Source organism: Streptomyces lasalocidi (genome assembly GCF_005280215.1).
Taxonomy (GTDB): Bacteria; Actinomycetota; Actinomycetes; order Streptomycetales; family Streptomycetaceae; genus Streptomyces; species Streptomyces longwoodensis.
Genome location: NZ_SZNQ01000001.1, coordinates 7,430,826 through 7,453,768, shown reverse-complemented (window position 1 = coordinate 7,453,768; position 22,943 = coordinate 7,430,826). Strand labels below are relative to the sequence as shown.

At 71.2% G+C, this 22,943-nt stretch carries 8 protein-coding genes; 2 read left to right on the top strand and 6 right to left on the bottom strand.

The genetic code is table 11. From position 1 onward, the window contains the following. Positions 1 to 74: 74 nt before the first annotated feature. Complete coding sequence (locus E4U91_RS33630; protein ID WP_137310311.1) at positions 75 to 5,606, bottom strand: type I polyketide synthase; 5,532 nt, start codon at positions 5,604 to 5,606, stop codon at positions 75 to 77. Next, positions 5,603 to 15,034: a type I polyketide synthase gene (locus E4U91_RS33625; RefSeq protein ID WP_241678923.1), complete on the bottom strand. Its 9,432-nt coding sequence runs from the start codon at positions 15,032 to 15,034 to the stop codon at positions 5,603 to 5,605. Before E4U91_RS33625 ends, E4U91_RS33630 begins: the two co-directional genes overlap by 4 nt. 671 nt (positions 15,035 to 15,705) lie before the next feature. On the opposite strand from E4U91_RS33625, the gene E4U91_RS33620 reads away from it, so the two are divergent. Then, positions 15,706 to 16,164: a hypothetical protein gene (locus E4U91_RS33620; protein ID WP_168218219.1), complete on the top strand. Its 459-nt coding sequence runs from the start codon at positions 15,706 to 15,708 to the stop codon at positions 16,162 to 16,164. 181 nt (positions 16,165 to 16,345) lie between these two features. Here E4U91_RS33620 and E4U91_RS33615 read toward each other — a convergent pair whose 3' ends face one another. The 4 genes from E4U91_RS33615 to E4U91_RS33600 all read right to left on the bottom strand — a co-directional run bounded on the left by E4U91_RS33615 (position 16,346) and on the right by E4U91_RS33600 (position 21,553). After that, positions 16,346 to 17,281: a carbohydrate ABC transporter permease gene (locus E4U91_RS33615; RefSeq protein ID WP_137310309.1), complete on the bottom strand. Its 936-nt coding sequence runs from the start codon at positions 17,279 to 17,281 to the stop codon at positions 16,346 to 16,348. A 1-nt stretch (position 17,282) separates the two neighbouring features. Then, positions 17,283 to 18,188: a carbohydrate ABC transporter permease gene (locus E4U91_RS33610; RefSeq protein ID WP_137310308.1), complete on the bottom strand. Its 906-nt coding sequence runs from the start codon at positions 18,186 to 18,188 to the stop codon at positions 17,283 to 17,285. Positions 18,189 to 18,222: 34 nt separating this feature from the next. After that, the gene (locus E4U91_RS33605) at positions 18,223 to 19,566 is read right to left on the bottom strand and encodes an ABC transporter substrate-binding protein (protein ID WP_137310307.1); all 1,344 of its coding nucleotides are present in this window, start codon (positions 19,564 to 19,566) and stop codon (positions 18,223 to 18,225) included. 163 nt (positions 19,567 to 19,729) lie between these two features. Further along, positions 19,730 to 21,553, bottom strand: a complete 1,824-nt coding sequence (locus tag E4U91_RS33600) for a glycoside hydrolase family 2 protein (protein ID WP_137310306.1) — start codon at positions 21,551 to 21,553, stop codon at positions 19,730 to 19,732. 153 nt (positions 21,554 to 21,706) lie between these two features. On the opposite strand from E4U91_RS33600, the gene E4U91_RS33595 reads away from it, so the two are divergent. After that, positions 21,707 to 22,720, top strand: coding sequence for a LacI family DNA-binding transcriptional regulator (locus E4U91_RS33595; RefSeq protein WP_137310305.1), 1,014 nt, complete (start codon positions 21,707 to 21,709; stop codon positions 22,718 to 22,720). Positions 22,721 to 22,943 lie beyond the last annotated feature (223 nt).

Here is a 22,943-nt window from a genome sequence, read left to right as displayed (position 1 = left end):
GTAGTGCCGTTGGTGGTAGTGCTGGTGCTAGTGCTAGTGCTAGTGCTGGTGCTGGTGCTGGTGACGGGAAGGTGTCAGGCGTCGCCGAACTCGGCGTCGAGGAGCTCCAGGACCTCGTCCATGGTGTTGGCCGCCTCGATGCGGTCACCGGTGCGCCCCGGACCGTGGTCGGTGATGGTGCCGAGCAGCAGCCTCAGCCGCCCGGCCACGTGTGCCTTCTCGGCGTCCTCCAAGCCGCTGACCAGCGCCTCGAACGCGTCGAGCTGCTGGTCGACGGACGACTCCCCGCCCGTGTCACCGTCCAGTTCGGACAGCAGCAGTTCGGTGACCGCCGCAGCCGTCGGGTGGTCGAAGACCATGGTCGGCGCGAGCCGCACCCCGCTGGCCTGGATCAGCCGGTTGCGCAAGTCGACCGCGGAGAGGGAGTCGAAACCGAGGTCCTTGAACGCACGCGTCGGACTGATGCTGCCGGGCGAGGAGTGCCCCAGCACCGCCGCGACCTGCTGTTGCACGAGTTCGAGCACGGTCCGTTCCCGGTCGGCCGCCGGAATACCGGAGAACCGCTGGGCGAGCGGAACGCCCGTGACCCCGCTGCGTCGCGGCGGCACGGGAGCCAGCGCGCGCAGCAGCGTCGGCAGCGTACCCGCGCGCGCCCCCGCCCTCAGCGCACCGAGGTCGAGCAGCACCGGAGCGAGCAGGGCCGCGTCGAACTGCGCCGACCTGTCGAAGAGTTCCAGACCGAGGCCGGTGGGCAGCGGTCGCACGCCGGTCCGGGCCAGCCGCGCGCGACCGGTGTCGCTGAGCTCACCGCCCATGCCGGCCGACTCGGCCCACAGGCCCCAGGCAAGGGAGACCGCGGGCAGCCCGTGGGTGCGGCGCGTGGCGGCGAGGGCGTCCAAGAATGCGTTGGCCGCAGCGTAGTTCGCCTGCCCGGGCGTACCGATCAGGGCGGTGATCGACGAGAAGAGCACGAACGCCGACAGCTCCGTGTCCGCGGTCAGCTCGTGCAGGTGCACGGCCGCGTCTATCTTCGGCCGCATCACCCGCTTCAACTGCCCCGGTGTCATCGACGCGACCACTCCGTCGTCCAGGACGCCGGCGGCGTGCACGACCGCTGTCAATGGCTGCTCCAGCGAGCCGAGGAGCTGCGCGAGCTGCTCGCGATCGGCGACGTCGCACGCCTCGATCCGTACCTGCGCACCCAACGACTCCAGCCTGGCCGCCAGTTCGGCGGCGCCTTCGGCCGCCGGGCCGCGCCGACTGACCAGGGTGAGGTGCCGAGCGCCGTACTGCTTGACGACGTGCTCGGCGAGCACCGCGCCGAGACCACCCGTACCGCCGGTGATGACGACCGTTCCGTCGGGATTCCACGGGCACTCCGCTCCGCCGGACGCGAGTGGCCGACCGTCCGCGTCCGGAGCACCGGCCCGGACCAGGCGTGGCGCGAGCACCCGTCCCGCACGGACCGCGAGCTGGGGCTCGTCCAGTCCGGCGAGCGCGCTCCAGTCCGGCTGTTCACCGGCGTCGAGGTCGAGCAGCAGGAACCGGTCCGGGTGCTCGGACTGCGCACTGCGCAGCAGGCCCCACACCGGCGCCACCACCGGCTCCGCGTCCTCGTCACCGACCGCGACCGCACGGCGGGTGACCACCACGAGCCGGCCGGCCGCCAACGGCTCGGACGCCAGCCACTTCTGCACCAGTGCGAGCGTGTCCCGGGCGACGGCATGGGCTGCGGCAACGGTCGGCCCCGCCGGCGTGTCGAGCCGTACGACCACGAGGTCCGGCACTGCTGTTCCGCCGGCCACCGACCGCTCCAGTTGGTCGAGTTCGGTGCCGTACGCCGCCCCGAGGGTGACGACTCGCGCGGAATGCCCGCCGTCCCGGCCGACCGGCGTGACGGGCACCCAGTCGATCCGGAAGAGAGCGTCGCCCTGGTCACGCCGGGCGGCCTCCAGCTGCCCCGGCTCGACGGAACGGAACGCCAACTCCCTTACTTTTGCTATGTGTTCACCTGCCTCGGAGGCGATGTCGATCCGCAGGGCGGCGTCACCGACCGAGCGGATCCGCACCCGGACGCACCCCGTGGCCCGTCCTCCCACGTGGACGCCCGACCAGGAGAACGGGAGCCGCGCCGAGCCGTCGCCCGCGTCCAGCCAGTCCAGGCCGCCGTGCAGGGACGCGTCGAGCAGCGCCGGGTGAATGACGAACTCCTCTGCCGCATCGGCCTCTTCCTCGCGCAGCACCACCTCGGACCAGACGCTGTCCCCGTCTCGCCAGGCGGCACGAACGCCCTGGAAGGCCGGTCCGTAGTCGAAGCCCAGGTCGGCGAAGCGGGAGTAGACCTCGTCCACGGCGACGGGCTCCGCCCCGGCCGGGGGCCACTGGGCCGGCCAGTCGGGGAGCACCTCCGCCTCCGCGGCACCGAGGGTGCCGCGGCCATGGCAGACCGCCTGCTGCACGGCGTCACCCTCGCCCTGCGGGCGCGAGTAGACCGCGACCTCCCGTCGCCCGTCCTCGTCGACCTCCCCCAGCTTGACCTGGAGGTGCGCCGAGGTGTCCACGTCCAGGACCAGCGGCGCTTCGAGCACCAGCTCCTCGACCACCGGGCTGCCCACCTGGCGTCCGGCGACAACCGCGAGCTCGACCAGCGCCGTTCCCGGGAGCAGCACCGTACCGAGGACGGCGTGGTCCCGGACCCAGGGTGCGCTGTTGAGCGAGATACGTCCGGTGAACAGCCACTCGTCCCGGTCGCCCACGGGTGCGGCAGCACTGAGGATGGGGTGCTCGACCGGCTGAAGGCCCGCGGCGGTCAGGTCGGTGGAGCCGGCGTTCGACGGCAGCCAGTAACGCTCGCGTTGGAAGGCGTAGGTGGGCAGTTCGACGCGCTGCGCGCCCGAACCGTCGTAGAAAGCGTCCCAGTCGACCGGGAGCCCGGCGACATGGGCACGCCCGAGGAAGACCGCGAACGCCTCCGCCTCCGGAACACGACCCTTTAGCACGGGTGCGAACACCGCGTCCTCGGCGTCCAGGGTTTGCTGGGCGAGGGCGGTGAGCACGGTGTCCGGGCCCACCTCGACGAACCGGGTCACACCCTCTTCCGCGAGCGCACGCACGCCGTCGGCGAAACGGACCGCCTCACGGACGTGGGAAACCCAGTAGCCCGGGTCCGTCAGCTCGCTGGACACCAGCGTGCCGGTCACGTTCGACACGACCGCTATCTGCGGCTCGCTATACGTGAGTCCTTCCGCCACCGCACGGAACTCGTCCAGCATCGGTTCCATGAGCGGTGAGTGGAAAGCGTGGCTGACCTTCAGACGTGTCGTCTTGCGGCCGGCCTGCTGCCACCGCGGCAGCCACTCCTCCAACGCGCCCAGTTCACCGGAGACTACGACGGCCGTCGGCCCGTTCACCGCGGCAACCGACAAACGACCTTCGAAGCCGACCAGCGACTCGATCACTTCAGTCTCAGTCGCCTGGACCGCGACCATGCCACCACCAGCGGGCAACGCGCCCATCAGCCGACCACGCGCCGCGACCAGCGTGCACGCGTCCTCCAGGGACAGCACACCCGCCACATGAGCACACGCCAACTCGCCCACCGAGTGCCCGACCAATACGTCCGGGCGCACTCCGAGGGACTCCAACAGCCGGAACAGCGCCACCTCGACGGCGAACAACGCCGCCTGCGTGAACTCCGTACGATCCAGCAGCCCCGCCTCCGGCGAACCCTCCGCCGCGAACAACAACTCCCTCAGCGAACGGCCGAGCGGCGCATCCAACTCGGTGCAGACCAAGTCAAGGGCGTCTGCGAACACCGGATACACAGAAGCCAGTTCCCCACCCATCCCCGCCCGCTGCGCACCCTGCCCGGTGAACAGGAAACCGGTCTTGCCTGACACCGGCCGACCCGTGACGACACCCGCACCAGGCTGCCGACCCGCGAGCGCCGCCAGACCCGCCAGCAGTCCGTCCCGGTCGGCGGCGATCACCACCGCACGCTCATCGAACTGCGCCCGCGACGTCACCGCCGAGAACGCCACGTCCCGGACATCGAGTTCGCCCCGAGACAGCAGGTGCGACCGCAGTCCCTCCGCCTGCCCCGCCAACGCGTCCGCGCTCTTGCCCGACACCACCACCGGCACCACCGGCGGACGCCGCACCACGACCGTCTCAGCGGCCGGCACCTCGACCGCCGGCGCCTCCTCCAGGATCAAGTGCGCGTTCGTCCCGCTCACACCGAACGACGACACGCCCGCCCTGCGAGGACGCTCAACCCGCACGGGCCACTCATGCGGCTCGGTGAGCAGGGCGACGTCACCGGCCGACCAGTCGATGTGCGGTGACGGCTCGTCCACGTTCAGCGTCCGCGGCAGCACCCCGTGCTGCATCGCCTTCACCATCTTGATCACACCCGCCACGCCCGCCGCAGCCGACGTGTGGCCGATGTTCGACTTGATCGAGCCCAGCCGCAGCGGACCGTTCACCCGCTCCTGACCGTACGTGGCCAGCAGAGCCTGCGCCTCGATCGGGTCGCCCAGCCGGGTGCCCGTCCCGTGACCCTCCACCGCATCCACATCGGCAGGACTCAGACCAGCGTTGGCAAGGGCCTGGCGGATCACCCGCTCCTGCGACGGCCCGTTCGGCGCCGTGAGCCCATTGCTCGCACCGTCCTGGTTGACGGCGCTCCCGCGGATCACGGCGAGGACGCGATGGCCGTTGCGCCGGGCGTCCGACAGCCGTTCGACCACCAGCAGGCCGAGCCCGTCCGAGAACCCCGTCCCATCCGCACCCGCCGCATACGACTTGCAGCGCCCATCCGGCGCAAGACCACGCTGACGGCTGAACTCCTGCAACAGGAACGGCCCCGCCATCACCGTCACACCACCCACCAGCGCCAGCGAGCACTCCCCCGACCGCAACGCCTGCGCAGCCATGTGCACCGCCACCAACGACGACGAACACGCCGTATCCACCGTCACAGCCGGACCCTCGAACCCCAAGCTGTACGCGATGCGCCCCGAGACGACACTCGACGTCGTACCCGTCAGCCGGAAGCCTTCCAGCTCGGGCGGCATCGTCAAGCTGTAGTCCATGGGGACGACACCGGCGAAGACGCCCGTGTCGCTGCCCCGCAGCGACACCGGGTCGATGCCGGCGTCCTCCAACGCCTCCCACGCGGCCTCCAGCAGCAGCCGCTGCTGCGGGTCCATCGCCGTCGCCTCACGCGGACTGATCCCGAAGAACCCCGCGTCGAAGTGACCGGCGTCCTCCAGGAAACCGCCACCACGCGTGGTCACCGTCCCGGCATGATCCGGGTCGGGATCGTAAAGGCGTTCCAGGTCCCAGCCCCGGTCGGTCGGCAGACCCGAGACCGCGTCCCGGCCCTCCGCCACCAGCCGCCACAACTCCTCCGGGGACGTCACCCCACCCGGATAACGGCACGCCATACCCACAATCGCCAACGGCTCGACGTCGCGCTGCTCCAGGTCGCGAATCCGCCGGTTGGCCGTGCGCAGTTCGCCAGTCACCTTCCGTAGATACAGTCGGAGCTTCTGCTCGTCCGTGCTCGAGCCGCTCCCCGTACGGTCCCCCGCGGCCTGGTTCATGCCAATCCGATCTCTTTGTCGATCAACTCGAATATCTCGTCGTCGGAGACCCCTTCGAGGTCGTCGACGTCTTCGACCAGCGTGTCGTCGCGGCCGCCGCCCGTGCCGCCCATGGCGCCGAGGACCGACCGGAGACGGTTGCCCAGGGAGCGCAGACGCAGCTCGAACGCGGCGAGTTCGCTCTCGTCACCGGAGGCGAGCAGCGCTTCCATCTGCCTGAGTGCCTCGTCCATCGGGGAGGGGCGGTCGTCCTGGCGGCCGCCGACCCGGTCGTGGAGGAGTCCGGCTACGGCGGCCGGGGTCGGGTGGTCGAAGACCAGGGTGGTGGGCAGTCGCAGACCGGTCGCCTTGGTGAGCCGGTTGCGCAGTTCCACCGCGGCCAGTGAGTCCAGCCCCAGTTCCTTGAAGGAGCTGTCAGTGTCGATCATGGACGCCGCCGCATGGCCGAGCACGGCCGCGACGTGCGTCCGGACCAGTTCGCGGACGACTTGCGTCCGGTCGGCCTCGGGGACCCTTACGAGTTGCTCCGCCAGTGTGCCGCCGCCGGTCGGCTCGGTGCGCTGCCGGGCGGGTTCGCGGACGAGGCCGCGCAGCAGCGCAGGCAGTGTTCCGGCGCGTGAAGAGTCGCGCAGGGCAGCCGAGTTCAGCCGTACGGGGACCTGGACTGCCATGTCCAGCAGCTGCGCGGCGTCGTACAGCTCCACGCCCAAGTCGTTGGACAGGGGCTCGATGCCCATCCGGGCCCACCGGGCCCGGCTTCCTTCGTCGAGCGTGCCGCCCATGCTGCGGGCCTCGGACCACAGGCCCCAGGCCAGTGAGGTGCCCGGCAGGCCCATGGCCCGGCGCTGCGCGGCGAGTGCGTCGAGGGTGGCGTTGGCTGCCGCGTAGTTCGCCTGGCCGGGGCTGCCGATCAGTGCGGCGACCGAGGAGAACAGGACGAAGGCCGACAGTTCCATGTCCGCGGTCAGTTCGTGCAGGTGGAGGGCGGCGTCGAGCTTCGGCCGCATCACCCGCTCGATCTGCTCGGGGGTCAGGGACTCGATCACCCCGTCGTCCAGCACGCCGGCCGTGTGGACGACGACGGTCAGCGGCTGTTCCAGCGTACGGATCAGCTGACCGAGCTGGTCGCGGTCGGCGACGTCACAGGACTCCACCCGGACCTTCGCGCCCAACGCGCCCAGTCGGGCGAGCAGTTCGCCCGCGCCGTCGGCGGCGGGGCCGCGTCGGCTGACCAGCAGCAGGTGCTTGACGCCGTATCGCCGGACCAGGTGTTCGGCGAACACCGCGCCCAGGCCGCCGGTGCCTCCGGTGATCAGGACGGTGCCGTCCTGGTCCAACGGTGCCGGGACGGTCAGGACGACCTTGCCGGTGTTGCGGCCCTCGCGCAGGAACCGGAACGCCTCCGCGCCCCGGCGCACGTCCCAGGTGCGGACCGGCGCGTGCTCCAGCACCCCCTGCTCGAACAGCGACACGATCTCGGACAGCATCTCCTGGATACGGTCCGGCCCCGCCTCGAACAGGTCGTAGGACCGGTAGTGGACACCTGGGCGGTCCTGGGCCACCTGCTGCGCGTCGCGCAGGTCGGCCTTGCCCATCTCGACGAACCGGCCGCCGCGCGGCAGCAGGTCCAGCGACGCGTCGATGAACTCCCCGGCCAGGGCGTTCAGTACGACGTCCACCCCAGCCCCGCCGGTGACGTCGAGGAACTTCTCCCGGAACGACAGGTCGCGCGACGATCCGATCCGCTCCCCGGCGACACCCAGCGCACGCACTGCGTCCCACTTCGGCTCGCTCGCCGTGGCGAGCACCTCCACGCCCCAGTGCCGGGCCAGTTGTACGGCCGCCATGCCCACGCCGCCGGCGGCCGCGTGCACGAGCAGCCGCTCGCCGCGCCGCAGTCCGGCCAGGTCCACCAGGCCGTAGTAGGCCGTGAGGAACACCAGGGGCACCGACGCCGCTTCGGTGAACGACCAGTGTCCGGGCATCGGCACGACCATCCGGCTGTCCGTGATGGCGACCGAGCCGAAGCCGTCGGGCACCAGGCCCATCACCCGGTCGCCCGGACGCAGGCCGTACGTCTCGTCCCCGACCTCCAGGACGACGCCGGCGGCCTCACTGCCCAGCGGCGCCTCACCGGGGTACGTCCCCAGCGCGATCAGCACGTCCCGGAAGTTCAGGCCCGCGGCCCGTACCCCGATCCGCACCTCGCCCGGCAACAGGGCGCGGTCGGCGGCCGAGGGGACGATCTCCAAACCGTCGAGCGACCCGGGCCGTTCGATCGACAGCCGCCACGCACCCTCGGGGAGGGCCGCGGTCTGCCGGCCGCGCACGAGACGTGGCACGAGGACCCGCCCCCCACGGACCGCCACCTCACTCTCCCCGGAGGACAGAACGGCACTCCACTCGGCCTCGCCGACGGTGTCGTCGACGTCCACGAGGATGAAGCGTTCCGGGTGTTCGGACTGGGCGCAGCGCACCAGACCCCACACCGGTGCCAGAGCCGGTTCGGGAGCGTCGTCGCCGACCGCGACACCGCCGCGCGTCACGATCACCAGGCGCGAGTCCTCCAGCCAGGTGCTCGCCAGCCAGCGCTGGACCAGGGCCAGCGTGTCAGCGACCACGGTGCGGGCGGCCGAGCAGGTGTCGGCGGTCTCCGCACCGTGGACCTGGACGACGACGGCATCGGGTACCGCGGCACCGCCGGCCACGGCGTGCTCCAGCGCGTCGAGGGAGGCGAACCGCGGTACGGCGAGCGGGAGGTCCCCGAGGGCCACGATGCGGTGCCCGCCCGGGTCCAGGGTGCCGGTGACGGCGCTCCATTCGATCTGGAACAGCGAGTCGTGCGCCGGCGAGCGTCGGCCGCGCAGCTTCGCCCGCTCGGCGGGACGGAAGGCCAGCCGTTCCACGCCGCCGACTGCTGCACCGTGATCGTCCACGAGGTCGATGCGCAGAGCGCCGGCGTCCACCGGCGTGATGCGGACCCGGACGCGGGAGCCACCGGACGCCGTGAGCCGGACGCCGGACCAGGAGAAGGGGAGCTGGGTGACCGCCTCGTCCCCACCGGCCAACCCCTCGAGGCCGCCGTGCAGCGCCGCGTCGAACAAGGCCGGGTGGATACCGAAGCCCCGCCCGTGCTCGACGAGTTCGTCCGGGAGAGCGATCTCCGTGTAGACCACGTCCCCGTCACGCCAAGCGGCCTCGACCCCTTGGAATGCCGGTCCGTAGGCGTAGCCGAGGTCGGCGAGCCGGACGTACAGGTCATCAGTGGCGAGTCGCCGCGCACCGGCCGGGGGCCACTGCTCCGGCCACTCCACGACGGCCTCCGTGCCTTCCCCGAGCCCGAGCCCGAGGGCGCCACGGGCGTGGCAGACCACCTGCTCCAGGCTGTCGCCGTCGCCTGCGGGGCGGGAGTAGACCGCCACCTCGCGACGACCCTCGTCGTCGCCCGCGCCCACGGTCACCTGCACACGGACCGCCGTACCCTCGTCCAGGACCAGCGGCGCCTCGAGCACCAGCTCCTCGACCACCGGGCTGCCCACCTGGCGCCCGGCCGCAGCGGCCAGTTCGACCAGCGCCGTCCCCGGGAGCAGCACCGCACCGAACACGACATGGTCGCGCACCCAAGGCGCACCGTCCTCGGATATTCGCCCGGTGAAGACCCACTCGTCCCGGTCACCGACCGGCACGGCCGCGCTCAGGATCGGGTGCTCGACCGGCTGGAGACCCGCGGCGGCAGGGTCCGCGGAGCCGGCGTTCGGGGACAGCCAGTAACGCTCGCGTTGGAAGGCGTAGGTGGGCAGTTCGACGCGCTGGGCGCCGGTGTCGGCGTAGAAGGCGTCCCAGTCGACCGGGAGCCCCGCGACATGGGCACGCCCGAGGAAGGCCGCGAACGCCTCCGCCTCCGAAACACGGGCCTTCAGCACGGGTGCGAACACCGCGTCCTCGGCGTCCAGCGTCTGCTGGGCGAGGGCGGTGAGCACGGCGTCCGGGCCCACCTCGACGAAGCAGGTCACGCCCTCGTCCGCGAGCGCACGGACACCGTCGGCGAAGCGCACCGCTTCACGGACGTGAGAGACCCAGTAACCCGGGTCCGTCAGCTCGCTGGAGACCAGACTGCCGGTCACGTTCGACACGACTGCTATCCGCGGCTCGCTGTACGTCAGCCCTTCCGCCACCGCACGGAACTCGTCCAGCATCGGTTCCATGAGCGGCGAGTGGAAAGCGTGGCTGACCTTCAGACGCGTCGTCTTACGGCCGACCTGCTGCCACCGCGGCAGCCACTCCTCCAAAGCGCCCAGCTCACCCGAAACGACCACCGCGCTCGGCCCGTTCACCGCAGCCACCGACACCCGGCCCTCGAACCCGGCCAGCGATACGACCACTTCGGCCTCGGTCGCCTGCACCGCGACCATGCCACCACCGGCAGGCAACGCACCCATCAACCGACCACGCGCCGCGACCAGCGCGCAGGCATCCTCCAGCGACAGCACACCCGCCACATGAGCACACGCCAACTCGCCCACCGAGTGCCCGACCAGTACGTCCGGGCGAATGCCCAGCGACTCCAACAGCCGGAACAGCGCCACCTCGACCGCGAACAACGCCGCCTGCGTGAACTCCGTACGATCCAGCAGCCCCGCCTCCGGCGAACCCTCCGCCGCGAACAACAACTCCCTCAGCGAACGCCCCAGCCGCACATCCAACTCGGCACAGACCTCATCCAGAGCGTGGGCGAACACCGGGTACGCAGAGGCGAGTTCCGCTCCCATCCCGGCCCGCTGGGCGCCCTGTCCGGTGAACAGGAAACCGGTCTTGCCGGACACCGGGCGACCTGACAGCACTCCTGCCGCAGGCTGCCGGGCCGCCACCGCAGCAAGTCCTGCCAGCAGACCGTCCAGGTCCTTCGCGGTCACCACAGCCCGCTCGTCGAACTGCGCCCGCGACGCCAACGCCGAGAACGCCACGTCCACGACATCCAGCTCACCGCGAGCCAACAGATGCGACCGCAGCCGCTCCGCCTGGCCGGCCAACGCGTCCGCGCTCTTGCCCGACACCACCACCGGCACCACCGGCGGACGGATCACGGCCACCTCGGCGGCCGGCACCTCCGCCTCCGGGGCCTCCTCCAGGATCAAGTGCGCGTTCGTCCCGCTCACACCGAACGACGACACACCCGCCCTGCGAGGACGCTCAACCCGCACGGGCCACTCATGCGGCTCGGTGAGCAGGGCGACATCACCGGCCGACCAGTCGATGTGCGGTGACGGCTCGTCCACGTTCAGCGTCCGCGGCAGCACCCCGTGCTGCATCGCCTTCACCATCTTGATCACACCCGCCACGCCCGCCGCAGCAGACGTGTGACCGATGTTCGACTTGATCGAACCCAGCCGCAGCGGACCGTTCACCCGCTCCTGACCGTACGTGGCCAGCAGAGCCTGCGCCTCGATCGGGTCACCCAGCCGGGTGCCCGTCCCGTGACCCTCCACCGCATCCACATCAGCAGGACTCAGACCAGCGTTGGCAAGGGCCTGGCGGATCACCCGCTCCTGCGACGGCCCGTTCGGCGCCGTGAGCCCATTGCTCGCACCGTCCTGGTTGACGGCGCTCCCGCGGATCACGGCGAGGACGCGATGACCGTTGCGCCGGGCGTCCGACAGCCGTTCGACCACCAGCAGGCCGAGCCCGTCCGAGAACCCCGTCCCATCCGCACCCGCCGCATACGACTTGCAGCGCCCATCCGGCGCAAGACCACGCTGACGGCTGAACTCCTGCAACAGGAACGGCCCAGCCATCACCGTCACGCCGCCGACCAGCGCCAGCGAGCACTCCCCCGACCGCAACGCCTGCGTAGCCATGTGCACCGCCACCAACGACGACGAACACGCCGTATCCACCGTCACAGCCGGACCCTCGAACCCCAAGCTGTACGCGATGCGGCCCGACACCACACTCGACGTCGTACCCGTCAGCCGGAGACCCTCGGCCTCCGGGGGCATCGAGCCGCCGAAGTCAGGTGAAGTGCCGTAATCCATCGGCATCACGCCGGCGAAGACGCCCGTGTCGGTGCCCCGCAGCGACGTCGGGTCGATCCCGGCGTTCTCCAGCGCCTCCCACGCGGCCTCCAGCAGCAGCCGCTGCTGCGGGTCCATCGCCGTCGCCTCACGAGGGCTGATCCCGAAGAACCCCGCGTCGAACTCGCCGATGCCGTTCAGGAAGCTGCCGCCGCGCATGTATATGGTGCCGACTCGCTCGGGGTCGGGGTCGTACAGGCGTTCAAGATCCCAGCCCCGGTCGGTCGGCAGACCCGAGACCGCGTCCCGGCCCTCCGCCACCAACCGCCACAACTCCTCCGGCGACGCCACCCCACCCGGATAACGGCACGCCATACCCACGATCGCCAACGGCTCATCGGCGTGCGCCCGTTGTGACCTCGGTCCGGGCTTGGCCGCACGGTCGGACCCTTCGACCTCCGCGAGCAGCAAGCGGGCGATCGCGGCGGAGGTCGGGTGGTCGAAGACCAGCGAGGTCGGCAGGTGGAGACCCGTGGCCTCCTTCAGCCGGTCGCACAGTTCCACGCCCGCGAGGGAGTCGAAACCAAGGTTCTTGAAGACCCGGGAAGGGTCGATTCCCGCCCCGGACGGCTTGCCGATGACCGCGGCCACCTGTGCGAGGACCAGGTCGAGCACGGCCTGCTCACGCTCGGCCTCGGGCACACCGGCCAGCCGCTGCTCCAGCGCACTGGCCCCGGGCCCGGTCCCCGTGGTTTCCGACTCCGCCGGTTCCGCCCGAACGGCGACCGGATCGGCGGCTTCCCCACTCTCGGACAGCCAGTACCGCTGGCGCTGGAAGGCGTAGGTCGGCAACTCCACGCGCCGCGCGCCCGAACCGGCGTAGAAATCCGCCCAGTTGACCGCGATACCGGCGACATGGGCGTGCCCCAGGAAGCCCGCGTACGCCTCCGCCTCCGGGACACGAGCCTTCAGCACGGGCAGGAACACCGCGCTTCGGCCGTCGAGGGAGTCCAGGGTCTGACGGGCGGCCGGGGTCAGCACGGCGTCGGGGCCCACCTCGACGAAGCGGGTCACGCCCTCGTCCGCGAGAGTGCGCACACCGTCGGCGAAGCGGACCGCTGCCCGCACATGAGCGACCCAATATGACGGGTCCGTCAGCTCGCTGGAGACCAGACCGCCGGTCACGTTCGACACGACCGGAATCCGGGGCTCGTGGAACGTCAGTCCCTCCGCCACCGCACGGAACTCGTCCAGCATCGGTTCCATGAGCGGCGAGTGGAAAGCGTGGCTGACCTTCAGACGCGTCGTCTTACGCCCGACCTGCTGCCACTGCGGCAGCCACTCCTCCAACGCGTCCAGCTCACCCGAAACGACCACCGCGCTTGGCCCGTTCACCGCAGCCACCGACACACGACCCTCGAACCCGGCCAGCGATACGACCACTTCCGCCTCGGTCGCCTGCACCGCGACCATGCCACCACCAGCAGGCAACGCACCCATCAGCCGACCACGCGCCCCGACCAGCGCGCAGGCATCCTCCAGCGACAGCACACCCGCCACATGAGCACACGCCAACTCGCCCACCGAGTGCCCGACGACCACGTCCGGCCGAATGCCCAGCGACTCCAACAGCCGGAACAGCGCCACCTCAACGGCGAACAACGCCGCCTGCGTGAACTCCGTACGATCCAGCAGCCCCGCCTCCGGCGAACCCTCCGCCGCGAACAACAACTCCCTCAGCGAACGCCCCAGCCGCACATCCAACTCGGCACAGACCTCATCCAGAGCATGGGCGAACACCGGATACGCGGCAGCCAGTTCCGCTCCCATCCCCGCCCGCTGCGCCCCCTGCCCGGTGAACAGGAACCCCGTTCTGCCGGACACCGGCCGGCCCGTCACGACACCCCCACCAGGCTGTCCAGCCGCAAGAGCCGCCAGGCCCGCCAGCAGACCGTCCCGGTCCGCAGCGGTCACCACCGCACGCTCGTCGAACTGCGCCCGCGACACCACCGCCGAGAACGCCACGTCCACGACGTCCAGCTCGGGACGGTTCAGCAGGTGCGACCGCAGCTCCTCCGCCTGCCCCGCCAGCGCGTCCGCGCTCTTGCCGGACACCACCACCGGCACCACCGGCGGAGTGACCCGTGGCTCGGGACGTGGCGCATCCGCGGACGGGCCGGCGGTGAGTACCACGTGGCAGCAGTTGCCGCCGATGCCCAGGGACGTCACCCCGGCCGTGAGGGCGGACTCCGTGGTGGGCCACGGCTCGTTGTCCGTGACGACGCGGAGTCCCCACTCGTCCAGGGGGATCTGCGGGTTGGGGTGCTCGAAGTTGAGGCTGGGGACCAGTTCTCGTCGGTTGATGCAGAGGGCCGTCTTGATGAGGCCGGCGATGCCCGCGGCACCCTCCAGGTGGCCGATGTTGGTCTTGATCGAGCCGACGGCGAGCGGACTCGCGAGGGGGCGCGAGGAAGCGAACACGGAGGCCAGTGCCCGGGCCTCGATCGGATCGCCGACGCGGGTGCCCGTGCCGTGCAGTTCGACGTACTGCACCTGGGAGGGGTCGATCCGGGCGTTGTGCAGCGCCTCGGTGATGGTGCGCGTTTGCACGTCGGCGCTGGGGACCGTCAGCCCGCCGTCGCCGGAGCCCGTCGCGGTGGCGCTGCCCTCGATGACCGCGTAGACGTGGTCGCCGTCCGCGAGGGCCCGGTCGAGTGGCTTGAGTACGACCAGGCCGCCCCCTTCTCCTCGGACGTAGCCGTTGGCCCGCTCGTCGAAGACGTGGCACTTGCCGTCCGGTGACAGTGCGCCGGCCGCCTCGACGACGGCGCTGCTGAGGGGCGAGACGTTGAGGTGGATGCCACCGGCGAGCGCGACCTGGCTCTCGCCCCTGCGCAGGCTCTCGCACGCGAGGTGGACGGCGACGAGCGAGGACGACTGACCGGTGTCCACGGTGATGCTGGGGCCGTCCAGGCGGAGCCGGTGGGAGATCCGGTTGGCGACGATCGCGCGCGCCGTACCCGTCAGGGTGTGGCGGGAGATGCCCGGTGCGCCCGCCATCGCCACGAGGTCCGCGTAGTCGGCGGCCATGACTCCGAGGAAGACGCCCATTCCGGTCGATGCGTGGGGCGGGAGGACGATGCCCGCGTCCTCCAGGCCGTGCCAGGCCAGTTCGAGCGCCAGTCTCTGCTGGGGGTCCATGGCGGCTGCTTCGCGTGGCGTGATGTCGAAGAATTCCGGATCGAACTCGTCCACGCCGGCGACGAAACCGCCCCGCTCCGGGCCGAAAGGACGGTGGGTGGCGCGTGGCCGGGTGGCGTCGGCCCCGTCACGCAACAGGGTCCAGAGTTCCTGAGGTCCCGTGGAATCCGGGAAACGGGCCGCGATTCCAATGATCGCAACCTGATGACGACACACTTCAGTCAAGACATTCCCCCGTGTCACTGACAGCCCCCGTTGACCATGCACAAACTCGCGAATTTCCCGTACACCGGATCACGAGGTCATGGCCCGCAGGACGCTAGCAGTCACGAGAGGCAAAATCTCGCCATGTGATCCAAATCACACCTGAATTAACTTGCCAGTAACCTCAGGACCGCTCTCGCATTCCGTCGCTCCAACCGGTTTTTGCGCGTCACCAGCCGTCCGCACTGTGGCGTAAAACCGATTGGCTTCCCGAGGGAATGCACGTATTCGGCCACGGGGCTACGCGCACCAGGCACGTGGCAATGACTTCGCGCGCCGGTGCGCCCTCCGCCCAGGTCAACGGGTCACGACGGCCTCGCCCTCGCCCCGGACCCCCGCGCGGTCCGGGGGTCGCGTCCATGTCCCCGTGGCCGACGACTTCTGGCCACCGCGTGGTGACAGTGCGTGGTGACAGTGCGTGGAGGAGTCTGCCCCCGGTGCCCCGCCGATCCGTTCGGCGGCGGCGCACGGCGGGCGCGGGGGCGGCTCCTCTCGGACAACTGGTGGAGGGCCGCTGGGACACGGGTGGAGGCCGACTCGCGTCGTGGCCGGGCTCGGTGGCGGGCGCTCTGGGACCCTGGGGGCGCCCGACCCGACCGCACCGTGGAGGACGAAGCATCCGTATGGAACCGACCGACCCGACGTCCGGCCTCCCCTTCATCGACGAGCACCAGGTACGTGTGGCGGCGCCCGCGCCGAGGACCTGGGACGCCCTGACCGCCTGGATCGCCCACACACACCTCGGGGTCAGCAGCGGATTTGCACACCTCGTGGGCACCGAGCCACGAGGCGCCGCCGGCACACTGCCGCAGCCGGGTTCGACGATTCCCGGGTTCGCGGTGGCCGAAAGCGTGCACGGAAAACGCCTCACCCTCGTGGGAAGACACCGTTTCTCGCGCTACGCGCTCATTTTCTCGCTGGCGGAGCACTCCGACGAAACGCTGCTCAGCGCACGTTCACACGCCGTGTTTCCGAAATTGCCCGGGGCGCTTTACCGAGGGCTCGTCATCAGTTCCGGCGGCCACCGCGTCATCGTCCGCCGAATGCTCCGCGATATCGGCCGGAGCGCGGAACGCCGATAAGCACGCCCCCACATAGTTGAGAGACGTACGGTTTGCTCGTGCGAGGCGGGGAACTGCGAGGGGGCGTCGTGGCGGAAATGACATCGATGTCTCGCACCTACGGCGCTCTTTCAACTGAGAGATCCCCGCCGCTCCACGAGCGCGGGGACCTTCCACAGCAGGCGCTTGCCCGGCGCCCCACTCACTGCCCCCCGAGCCCCGTGGTGGCCACCGACTTCACGATCTGGCGTTGGAAGAAGAGGAAGACCACGACCAGGGGCAGGGCGGCCAGGACCGCCGAGGCCATCGTCTGCGCGTACTGGATGCCGTACGCGTCCTTCACGGACGTGATGCCGACCGGGAGGGTCATCAGGGCGGGGTCGGACGTGGAGACGAAGGGCCACAGGAAGTTGTTCCAGGCGCCGATGAACACGAAGATCGCGACGGCGGCGAGCATGGGGCGGGACAGCGGGAGCAGGACCGACCAGAAGATGCGCCAGTGGCCGGCGCCGTCGATGCGGGCCGCCTCCTCCAGTTCGCGGGGCAGCGAGTCGAAGTGCTTCTTCAGGATGAACACCATCACCGGCGCCACCGTCTGCGGCAGGATGACCGCCGCGTAGGTGTCAACCAGGTGCAGCGTGAGCATCTGCCGGAACCACGGCACGATGAGGATCTGCGGCGGCACCAGCACCGCGGCCACGGTCAGCGCGAACAGCACCCGCCGCCCCGCGAACAGCGTGCGGGAGAAGGCGTACCCGGCCATGGCGGACACCAGCACGGTGACCACGGTGACGGCCGCGGCGATCAGGAAGCTGTTCAGCATCCACAGCGGCAGGTCGCCCCGCTCCCACACGGTGCTGAACCCCTTGAGCGTCAGCCCGTGCCGCGGCCACAGCCAGTGGTCCGGGTCGCTGGCGTCCTGCTCGGACTTGAAGGCGGTCAGTACGGCCCACAGCATCGGCACCAGCCAGACCAGCGCCAGGACCGCGAGGACGGCGAGCGCCAGGACGCGCGCGAGGCGGCTGTCGCCGAGGACGTGGTGGTTGCCGCGCAGCCGGCTGCGCGCCGGCGTCGTCCGGGCGGCCCGTGGGGCGCGGGAGGCGGAGGGCGTGCGGACGGACAGGTCGGTGGACGTCATGTCACTTCTCCCGGCGGCGGAGGGCGGCGTACTGGGCCGCGGAGGCGAGCAGGACGAGGGCGAAGAAGATGTAGCTGATGGCGGAGGCGTAGCCGAGCCGGTAGCCGGTGAAGCCGACGTCGTAGACGTACTCGACGACCGGGCGGGTGGAGCCGTTCGGGCCGCCCTTGGTGAGCAGATAGATCTGGTCGAACACCTTCAGCGAGGCGAGGACCTGGAGCACCGTCACGACCACGGTGATCCGGCTGAGCTGGGGCAGGGTGATCGACCACAGCCGCCGCCAGGCGCCGGCCCCGTCGATGGCGGCCGCCTCGTACAGGTGGTCCGGCACGGCCTGCAGGGCGGCCAGGTAGAGCAGGAAGTTGAAGCCGACCGTCCACCACAGGGTGGTCAGGGCGATCGCCCACATCGTCACCGACTCGTCGCTGAGCCAGCCGACGGATCCGATCCCGACGGCGTCGAGGAGGTGGTTGAGCAGGCCCAGGTCGGGCTGGTACAGCCAGATCCACAGCAGGCTGACCACGCCGACGGGCAGCAGGTAGGGCGCGAAGAAGGCGAGCCGCCACACCCACTGGCCGGGCAGCCCGGTGTGCACGAGCAGGGCCATGCCGAGGGCGAAGACGACCAGCGGGACCGTCGACAGCACGGTGAACCAGACGGTGTGCCCGAGGGCACGCCACATCTCGGCGTCCTGGAAGGCCTCGGTGAAGTTGTCAAGGCCGACGAAGCCGGGGGTGTGGGCCGACAGCGAGGTGTCGGTCAGGCTCATCCACAGGCCCTGGGCCAGCGGCCAGACCATGAAGAGGGCGAACAGGACGAGGAAGGGGAGCGCGAACAGCAGACCCGGGGGGAGCAGCCGGCGCACCGACGGGGCCCCGGAGCGGGGCGAGGCGTGGGGAGAGGACATCGTCGTTCCTCCTGCGCGGAAGGTCGTGGCCGGGTCAGGCCGGGCTGGGCTGGGACAGGAAGGTGTTCAGGCGCCGCACCATCGCGCGCGCCGCACGGTCGGGCGGGAGCCCGTCGAGGAGGGCCTGCTGGAGGACCTGGGACATGGAGTTCTGGAAGTCGGAGCCCGCGCCGGCGAACCACACCGCCGGGTCCAGGACGACGTGCTGCTGGGCCTGGGCGTAGTGCGACTGCGGCTGGAGCGCGGCGTAGGCCTTGGTGCGGGTGACCGGGCCGTAGGCGGGGATGTGCCCGGCGGTGGCCCAGATCTGGCCCGCCTTCAGGAGCGCGGCGACGGCCTGGTGAGTGCGGCGGCGGCGCCCGGGGTCGGGGTCGGGGTGGTGCGGCAGGACGAAGGAGTGCGAGTCGGCGTAGACGGCGGGGGTGCCGAACACGGTCGGGAAGGGTGCGGCGCCGACCTTGGGGTCGGCCGTGCGGAAGGTGCCCAGTTCCCACTCGCCGGAGAGGATCATCGCGGTCTGCCGGTTGGCGAAGGCCGCGATCGCGGCCGGGTAGTCGAGACGCCGGGGGTTGACCCGCCCGTCGACGATCTTCGCCATGAAGCCGATCACCTCGGCCATGCGGTCGACGTCGACCTCGGCGGGGCCGCCCTCCGGCAGGTCGAAGCGGCCGCCGGTCTGCCGGTAGAGGCCGTAGAACAGCCGCCAGCCCTGCGCGGTGTCGGTGACGTAGCCGAAGGCGATGCCCTGCTTGCCGGAGGCCTTGGCCAGTTCCCGACCGGCTGCGAGGAAGGCGTCCGGGGAGGAGAAGGCGTCGGTGTCGAGGCTGCCGTCGGCCTTCAAAAGTCCGGCCTTGCGGGCCGGTTCGGGGTGGTAGAAGACGATGAACGGGTGGGTGTCCAGCGGCACGGCGTAGGTCTTGCCTCGGTACTGGGTGCGGTCCCGGACGGGCCGGGTGAAGGCGTCCTCGGTGATGCCGTACTCGGCAAGCACGTCGAGGTCCCAGGGGTCGAGCAGCCCGGTGGGGGCGTAGCCGGCGAGGCGGGACATGTGCGCGACGGCCACGTCGGGGCCGCGCCCGCCGGCCGATGCCATGGCGAGCTTGGTGTAGTAGGGGGTGCCCCACTCCAGGACCGTGCGCTCGATGCGGCTGCCCCGCATGTCGGGCCGGGCGGCCTCGACCATGTCGTTGAGCAGGCCGCCGTCGGCGCCGCTGAAGAGGTCCCACAGGCGGACGGTCGAGGTGTCCGCGGCCTGGGCTGAGCCGCAGCCGCTGAGTGCTCCGCCGCCGAGGACCACCGCCCCGGAGGCGAGTCCGGCGGCGAGCAGCCGGCGGCGTGTCGGGCCCCGGTTCTCCCTGGTGTCCGGCCGGTCGGTCATACGGCTCCTTCCCTGACCCGGGGGTGCGGTCCGGGCGCGTTCCCGCGCCGCCCGTGACCGGACCACCCTCTCATTTACATCGTTGTAATTCGTGCCTGGAAGTGTCTGGAAGCGTGCGGTCCGGACCCGGGGGGCCGGACGGGTGCGGTGGTGCCCGGAGGTGTCAGCCCCTCTCGTAGGCCGCCGGGCGGGTCTGGGCGCGCCGGATCCGCTCGACGTCGAGCTTCTCGGAGCGGTCGAACCGGTAGAGCCCGTTCTGCTCCTGGAAGACGTCGGTGAGCTGCGTGTAGCAGTACCCGAACATGTCCGGGTCGTCGAGCAGCACCCCGGTCAGCCCTTCGAAGCGGGTGAGGAACTCCTCCTCGGTGCGCGGCCGTTCGCCGTAGCCCCAGGAGGCGTCCGCCTCGTTGCCGGACGCCCGGGCGGCCTCCTGCGGGTCCCACCAGATGCCGCCGAACTCGCTGCAGAAGTACGGCTGTCCGCGGTACGGCACCGACCAGGGGCGCCCGTCGGGGGCCGCGTTCACGTAAGGCCTGCCCTCGGCGACGCCGGACATCGTCTTGGCGAAGGCGGCCGGGTCCTGCTCGTAGCAGTGGGAGTCGTACACGTCCGTCTCCGGGACGCGGTGCGCGTAGCCGGAGGCGTCGATGACGGGCCGGGTGGGGTCGGCCTGCTTGGTGGCCAGGAACATCGCCCGGGTGACGTCGTCGAGCTGGGTGATGCGGTCGTGCAGGTGCTGGTAGGTCTCGTTGAGCGGGCACCAGCCGACGATCGAGGGGTGCGAGTAGTCGCGCTCCACCGCCTCCAGCCACTCGGCGACGTAACTGGCGTCCGGGCGCTGGTTGTCGTCCCGCTCCCCCGTCTCGCAGCCCCAGTCCCCGAACTCGCCCCAGACCAGGTAGCCGAGGCGGTCCGCGTGGTAGAGGTAGCGCTCCTCGAACACCTTCTGGTGCAGGCGGGCGCCGTTGAACCCGGCGGCCAGCCCGAGTTCGATGTCCCGCACCAGGGCCTCGTCGCTCGGGGCGGTCATCAGGCTCTCGGGCCAGTAGCCCTGGTCCAGCACCAGGCGCTGGAAGACCGGGCGTCCGTTGATCAGGACGCGCCTGCCCCGGACCGCCACCGAGCGCAGGCCGGCGTAGGAGTCGGCCGCGTCGACGACCGTGCCGTCGGCGTCCAGGACTTCCAGGCGCAGCCCGTACAGGTGCGGGTCCTCCGGCGCCCAGAGGCGCACGCGCTCCTCGGGCACGGTGAGGACGAGCCGGGGCGCCAGGTCGAGGTCGGCGCGGGTCCCGGCGGCGGTGACCTCCCCCGACGCGTCGCTGAGCACGGCGCGCACCCGGTGGCCGGGCAGGTTGACGGTGAGGGGGATCTCCAGGAAGAAGCTGCCCGAGGCGACGTCGGGGGTGATGCGGGGCCGCTTCAGGGCGACGGAGCGGGGGACGGGCTCCATCCACACCGTCTGCCAGATGCCGGTGGTCCGGGTGTAGTGGCAGTGCGAGTTGGCGTACCAGGTGGCCTGCTTGCCGCGCGCCTGCGGGCCGTGCCGGGTGTCGCGGGCGCGAACCACGACCGTCGCCTCGGCGCCGGGTTCGGCGACGCCGTCGAGGTCGGCGGTGAAGGGGGTGAAGCCCCCGCGGTGCCGGGCGACCTCGACGCCGTTCACCCAGACCGTGGTGTCGTGGTCCACGGCCCCGAAGTGCAGCAGGACGCGGGAGCCGGCCCACTCGGCGGGCACCGTCACGGTGCGCCGGTACCAGACCGCCTCCAGGAAGTCCGTGTCCCCGATGCCCGACAGGGCCGACTCGGGACAGAAGGGCACGATGATGGTGTCCGCGAGCGCGCGCCCGGTCAGCCCGCGCTCCAGACCGCTGTCGGAGCGGTCGGTTTCGAACTGCCAGGTGCCGTTCAGATTGAGCCACGCGTCGCGGACGAACTGGGGCCGGGGGTACTCGGGGCGCGGCAGGTCCGACGGGTGCGGGACGGGCATGGGGCTCCTCGTGTTGCCTGGTGCGTTGCGGTGCGGGCCTATGGCACCACGCCGATTACATCGATGTAAATATGTCGGTGAGGGGGAGGATCCGGCCGCAACCTTTTCGTGACAGTCGATAGGATCACGCCAGCTGCGAGAACGAGGAGGAGCGTGGCCCCCCGACCCCGGATCAAGGACGTCGCCGAGTACGCGGGCGTCTCACCGAAGACCGTCTCGAACGTCATCAACGACTACGAGCACGTCTCGGAGAAGACCAGGAGCGCCGTGCGCGAGGCCATCGAGGCCCTCGGCTACCGCGTCAACATCGCCGGGCGCCAGCTCCGCAAGGGCCGCACCGGGATGATCACGCTCGCGGTCCCCGAGCTGGACGTGGCGTACTTCGCGGAGCTGGCCAAGCACGTGATGGCGGCGGCGGACCGGCGCGGCCTGACCGTGCTGCTGCACCAGACCGGTGGGGTGCGCGAGCGGGAACTGGCCGCGCTGCACGGCTTCGACGCGCAGTTCACCGACGGGACGATCCTCAGCCCGCTGTCCCTGCTGCCGCGCGACCTCGCCACGCGGGACACGCGCCTGCCGGTCGTCCTGCTGGGCGAGCGCTCCCAGCCGGGCTCCGCCGACCACGTGGGCATCGACAACGTGGCGGCCGCCCGGGAGGCCACCGAGCACCTGCTGGCCCGCGGCCGGCGCTCCATCGCCGTCGTCGGCGGGGCGCTGACCGGCCGGCAGGGCACCGACCGGCTGCGCACCCGCGGCTACCGCGACGCGCTGCGCGCGGCCCGCGTCCCCTTCGACGCGGACCTGGTCGTACCGGTCGACGCGTTCCACTGGCAGGACGGCGCCCGGGCGGTGGGCGCGGTGCTGCGCAGGGACGCGCGCCCCGACGCGCTGCTGTGCCTCAACGACCACCTGGCCCTGGGCGCCCTGCGCGCCCTGCACGAGGCGGGGCTCGCCGCCCCGCGGGACCTGGACGTGGTGGGGTTCGACGACATCGAGGCGGGCCGCTTCAGCGTGCCCAGCCTGACGACGGTCGCCCCCGACAAGGCGGCCATCGCCGACTCCGCGGTCTCCCTCCTGCTCGACCGCGTCGAGGGGCACGGCACCGAGGGCGCCACCGACCACGTCGTCGAGCACCGGCTCGTGGTGCGGGAGAGCAGCGGGGGGTGAACGGGCGGTGGCGGCAGGCGGGTCGAGTGGATCACGGACCGCGCCGCCGACTGCTGCGGCGACCCTTTACACCGTCCTTGCAACGATGTAAAACCGGGGTCGGATCGACGCTTCCAGCCGCCGCGCAGCACCCCTGCTCCTCCGCGCGGCGGCCTCCTCGGCGTCCCGTCCGCCATGCCTTGTCTTGTCTGTCATGTACCTGCCAGCGCACCCGTCAGCGCTC